This is a genomic window from Streptomyces sp. CBMA123, assembly GCF_014596465.1.
GTDB lineage: Bacteria > Actinomycetota > Actinomycetes > Streptomycetales > Streptomycetaceae > Kitasatospora.
In genome coordinates this window covers 1-4,738 of the sequence record NZ_MECK01000348.1, presented here as the reverse complement: position 1 = coordinate 4,738, position 4,738 = coordinate 1, and the positions used below count along the sequence as shown (strand labels likewise).

4 protein-coding genes and 2 pseudogenes are annotated in these 4,738 nt (G+C 77.1%); 2 read left to right on the top strand and 4 right to left on the bottom strand.

Features of this window, described 5'->3' with window-relative positions; all coding sequences use genetic code 11:
• Together BG452_RS30185 and BG452_RS30180 are read left to right on the top strand one after the other, a co-directional pair.
• Positions 1-343, top strand: a pseudogene (locus BG452_RS30185) (SAM-dependent methyltransferase); the annotation flags it as partial.
• Positions 344-418: 75 nt separating this feature from the next.
• Entirely contained in the window at positions 419-1,615 is a 1,197-nt protein-coding gene (locus BG452_RS30180; RefSeq protein WP_188307527.1) for a thioesterase domain-containing protein, read from the top strand.
• A gap of 143 nt (positions 1,616-1,758) precedes the next feature.
• On the opposite strand, the gene BG452_RS30175 is transcribed toward BG452_RS30180, so the two are convergent.
• The 4 genes and pseudogenes from BG452_RS30175 to BG452_RS30160 all read right to left on the bottom strand — a co-directional run.
• Positions 1,759-2,406 (bottom strand): cytochrome b/b6 domain-containing protein, encoded by a 648-nt coding sequence (locus BG452_RS30175; RefSeq protein WP_223242934.1) that lies wholly within the window; start codon positions 2,404-2,406, stop codon positions 1,759-1,761.
• Positions 2,390-3,103 carry a molybdopterin-dependent oxidoreductase gene (locus BG452_RS30170; protein WP_188307525.1) on the bottom strand — a complete coding sequence of 238 codons (714 nt, stop codon included), beginning with the start codon at positions 3,101-3,103 and terminating at the stop codon, positions 2,390-2,392. The genes BG452_RS30175 and BG452_RS30170 overlap by 17 nt, the downstream gene beginning before the upstream one ends.
• Before the next feature lie 53 nt (positions 3,104-3,156).
• Entirely contained in the window at positions 3,157-4,530 is a 1,374-nt protein-coding gene (locus BG452_RS30165; RefSeq protein ID WP_188307524.1) for a glycosyltransferase 87 family protein, read from the bottom strand.
• Positions 4,531-4,537: 7 nt separating this feature from the next.
• A pseudogene (locus BG452_RS30160) lies at positions 4,538-4,738 on the bottom strand (5'-methylthioadenosine phosphorylase); the annotation flags it as partial.

The following is a 4,738-nucleotide window of genomic DNA, read 5'->3' as shown; positions in this document are numbered from 1 at the left end:
CTGCCGCTCGGTGTTCGACCGGCTGCCCGCCGAGGGCCGCTGGGGCGCCGCGCTGCTCGCGGACGGCAATCTCGGCATCGGCGGCGACCCGGACGCCCTGCTCCGCCGGGGCGCCGAACTCCTCGCCCCGGACGGGCTGTTGCTGGTGGAGGTGGAGCCGGAGGAGGTGGACGAGCGGGCCGTCGTCCGGGTGGAGGGGCCGGACGGCCGGCTCGGCCCGGCCTTCCCCTGGGCCCGCCTCGGGACGGCCGCCGCCCTGCGGCGGTCCCGCGCCGCCGGCCTGGTCGAGGCGGAGCGCTGGACTTCGCACGGCCGCCGCTTCCTCGCCCTGCGCAAGGGCTGAGCCGGCCCGGACCATGCGTCACACTGGTGCGCACCGTCCGGCAGACCGGGCGGCACGGCACGGGAGGGGGCTGCGGTGGGCACGGACACCGTCAGGGCGTTGCGGGCGGCACTCGGCTGCGAGGACGCGGCGGTGCGCCAGGTCGGCCCCGGCCACCACCGGCTGGCCGTCCCGGACGAGCACGGGAACGGAGACCGGGGCGAGCACCGGAACGGGCACGGGGCCGGGGCCGGCTTCACCGTGGACGTCCTCGGCGACGAGCGCTCCGCACACCGGGTGCTCCACCTGCTGCCCGGCGGCGGCCTCAACGTCGACGCCGACTACTGCACCGCGCGGGGCCGCAGCCTGGCCCGCTACTTCGCCGACCACGGCTACCTGGTGATCGGCACCACCCCGCGCGAGGACGCGCTGACCCCCGAGCGGATCGGCCCCCGGTGCGCCGGCTGGGGCCTGGACGGGCACCGGGCGGACCTCGAACGGGTCATCGCCGCCGCCGAGTCCGTCACCGGCCTGCCGTACGAGCTGCTCGGCCACTCCGCCGGGGCGGCGCTCGCCCTGGCCACCGCCGCCCGGAGCGTCGGCTCGGGCCTACGGCGGGTGCTCGTCCTGGACACCACCGGCCCCTACGACCCGCGGCGGGAACCGGAGTCGGTGGCCCGGGCCGAGGCGCTGACCGACCTGCTCCAGCAGCAGCTGGACGCCGGCGGGTGGACCGTCGACCCCGGGCTGAAGGGCCTGTTCGCCCGCGCCGCCGCCGACCCGGACGCCCCCAGCGGCCTGCCCCGACCGGTGGACGGGGCGGCGCCCTTCAGCAACCTCGGGCTGCTGCACTACGCGCTGACGAACACCCGGGACCTGCCCGGCCCGGCCAACTGGATCCACCACCGGGGGCACAGCACCGGCAGCTACCGCTTCGGCGCCACCCCCGCCGAGGACCGCTTCGCCCTGACCCACACGCCCCTGGCCGTCTGGCAGGAGGCCGTCGCCCGCCTCGGCAGCGGCCTCCAGCCGACCGCGCTGCTGCGCGACCTGGCGGCGGTCTGGGCCGGCCGGACGGAGACCCACGCGATCGAGTGGTCGGCGATCCGGGCCGATGTGGTCTGGCTGAACGCCGAGTTCGGGCGCGGGGACCACGGCCTCGGCGCCCGGCTGATCGGCCGGGGCGGCGCGAAGGTCGACTACCGGGTGGTGCCGGACTACGGGCACGGGGACGTCGTCTGGTCGGCCACGGCCGAGCGCGACGTGTGGGGGCTGCTGCTGCCCCCACGCTGAGGACCGACCGGCGGGGTGGCACAGCGCGAACGGTGCCCGGAGCGGGTCAACCCGCCAACCGGCCGAGCGGTACGGCCCGTTCCTCGGCCGCGCTGTCGGTCGCGCTGTCGGTCGCGCTGTCGGCCACGGTCGCTGGGCGTTCGTCAGTCCGCCGCCTCGCCGGCGCCCGACCGCACCGGCGCGGGCTCCTCGCCTTCCGGCCGCCACTGCGGGTGCTCGCGCTCGGCCCAGCTCCGCTCGACCAGTCCGGTGCGCATCCCCAGCCGCGACTCGCCGTCCCGCCAGGCCATCCGGACGTGCCCGGCGACCACCACGGCGATGGCGGCGGCCAGCCAGTCGTGCACGAAGGTCGCGCCGGTGCGCCAGGCCGGCGGGGCGAGGTGGGTGAGCCACATCAGCAGCCCGGTGCCGAGGATCACCAGCATCGAGCCGAGCGTCCACTGGGCGTACAGCTTCTGTCCGGCGTTGAACTTGCCGGCCGGCCGGTGCGCGGCCCGGGCCCGGAGGGCGCGCAGCCACTGCCGGTCCGCCGGGGTGAAGCGGCTCAGCCGGGAGAAGTCCGCCCGCAGCGCCCGGGTGGTGAGGCCGAGCAGCAGCGGCACCGGCAGCGCCAGGCCGCACCACACGTGCACGGTGACCACCAGCGGCCGGTTGCCGACGAGTTGGGCGAGCGGCGCCAGGTAGAGGCAGGCGGCGGTGGCCAGGCAGACGCCCATCAGGGCGGCGGTGGCGCGGTGCGCCCAGCGCTCGGCGCGGGTGAAGCGCGGGACCAGGTCAGCTCGTCGGCGCATCGTCCCGCCCGTTCGACCGGCCGACCCAGGCGTCGACGTCATAACCGTTGCCCTCCCAGTACCCCGGCTGCACCGCGTCGGTGACGGTGATGCCGGAGAGCCACTTCGCGGACTTGTAGAAGTACATCGGCGCGACGTACAGCCGCACCGGCCCGCCGTGCTGGTGGCCGATCGGCTGGTCCTGCAGCCGCAGCGCGACCAGCACGTCGTCCCGGCGGGCCTGGTCGAGGGTGAGGCTCTCGGTGTAGGCGCCGTCGAAGCAGCTGAACCGCACGGCCTTCGCGCCCGGCCGCACCCCGGCGGCGTCCAGCAGGTGCGCCAGCGGCACCCCCTCGAAGGGGGTGTCCGGCACCCGCCAGCCGGTGACGCACTGGACGTCCTTGACCAGCCGCCGCTGCGGCATGGCCTGGAGGTCGGCGAGCCGGTGGGTGGCGGGGCGGTCCACCAGTCCGTCCACGGTGAGCGTGTAGTCCGCCGCGCTCCGCTCGGGGACGGAGGTCACCACCGAGTAGTAGCGGAACCCGTTGTTGCCGGGCAGCAGCCCGGCGAGGCCGCTCGGGTCCCGCTGCGCCAGCCCGGACTCCACCCGCTGGAGGAACGGCCCGGCGGCGACGCCGGCGGCACCGAGGCCGAGCAGCCCGAGCACCACCCGGCGTCCGACCGGGGTGCCCCGGCCCTCTTCGTCTGTACTGTCCACGCGACGATTCGACCAGTTCGACCCGGTCCGGGGCCAGTCGCTGCGGCGTCCCGTCAGACTTTCGTCATCTCCTGGCGCGCGGTGCCCGCCGGCCGGACCGCCGCCCGGGTGGCCCCGGCCCGGACCAGCCCGCGCAGCAGCGGCACCACCAGCACGCAGGCCAGCGCGGCGCCGTACGCGGTGCGCTGGGCGTCCTCGCCGCCCGCCAGGTAGAGCACCTGCCCGGCCGCCGGGACGGCCAGCCACTCCCACCGGCCGTCCAGCGCGACCAGGGCCACCACCAGCAACCCGTACCAGGGGTAGCTGGGGGCGACCAGCAGCAGGGCCGTCCCGGTCACCAGCAGCGCGCCCCGCCAGGGCCGGCCGGGGTCACCGCGCCGCAGCACCCACAGCACCACCGCCGCCAGCACCAGGGCGGCCGCCCACGGGGCCCAGCGGTCCGGCAGCACCGCCCGCACCAGGCCGAACCGCTCCAGGTGGCCCTGCTCGTAGCCCTCCTCGTGCAGGTACCCGGGCAGGTACCCCAGGACGCCCACACCGGAGAGCGCGACGTACGGCAGGTAGGCCGCCGCGAAGGTGCCGAGGGCCGAGGCGAGCAGCACGACTCCGGCTCTGGTGGGCCGCCGGGCCAGCAGCCCCGAGAGCGCCCCGGGCAGGGCGAGGGCGGGCAGCAGCTTGGTGGCGACCGCCGCTCCGAGCAGGGCGCCGCCGGCCCCGGCCCGGCGGCGGGCCACACAGCCGAGCCCGGCGACCATGAGCAGCGCGCCGAGGGTGTCGACGTGGGCGTCGTTGACGGCCCACACCGTCACACCCGGGCACCAGCCCCACCGCGCCGCCCGCCGGCTGCGTCCGCCGCCCAGCAGCGCGCCGGTGGTGGCGACGGCCAGCAGGGCGCCGGCGGCCTGGACGCCGCGCACCCCGCCGCCGAAGGGGTGCACGGCCAGGAACCAGGCCTCGGCGACCGGCGGGTAGACGGTGTGCACGGCGGGCCGGTTGATCCGGGTGCAGTCCCCGGCGGCGGTCCGGTGCTCGTCCCAGGCCGTGCAGCCGCCCGCCGTGGGGAACAGGCCGGGGTCGCGCAGGGCGCGCAGGGCCGGGTCGTCCGGGGTGTGGGCGTACGGGGAGATGCCGGCCGCCTGGACCCTGCCGTCCCACACGTAGCGGTAGGCGTCGTCGCTGGTGCGCGGCGGCGCGAGCAGTCCGGCCGCGGCGACCAGGATGCTCCCGGCCAGGACGACCGGCACCACCTGGCGGTCGTCCACCCGCCGCAGCAGGAGCAGGGCGAGCGCGAAGAGGGCGGCGTCCAGGAGGTACCAGTCGTACAGCGGCGCCCGGTCGGCGAGCGTGCCGCCGCCGGTCACGGTCAGCGCGAGGGACGCGACCAGGGCGGCCAGGGCCGCGGCGCAGGGCAGGGTCCGGGTGAGCACCGGCCGCTCAGCGCCCCGGGACACCGGGCAGCCCGGTGGTGAGGCCGTCCAGGGCGTGCGGGCAGGGGCACTCCCGGAGCACGGGCAGGGCCTCCAGGGCCTTGAACAGCACCGTGCGCAGCCGGTCGACGTTGCCGGAGAAGACCTCCAGTACCTCGGTGTGGGTGACGCCGTCGCCGGTCTCGATGCCGGCGTCGTGGTCGGTGAC

What these genes read in the sequence shown, in the direction of transcription:
- BG452_RS30175 (WP_223242934.1), bottom strand. Translation starts at nt 2,406, where the DNA reads ATGCGCCGACGAGCTGACCTGGTCCCGCGCTTCACCCGCGCCGAGCGC.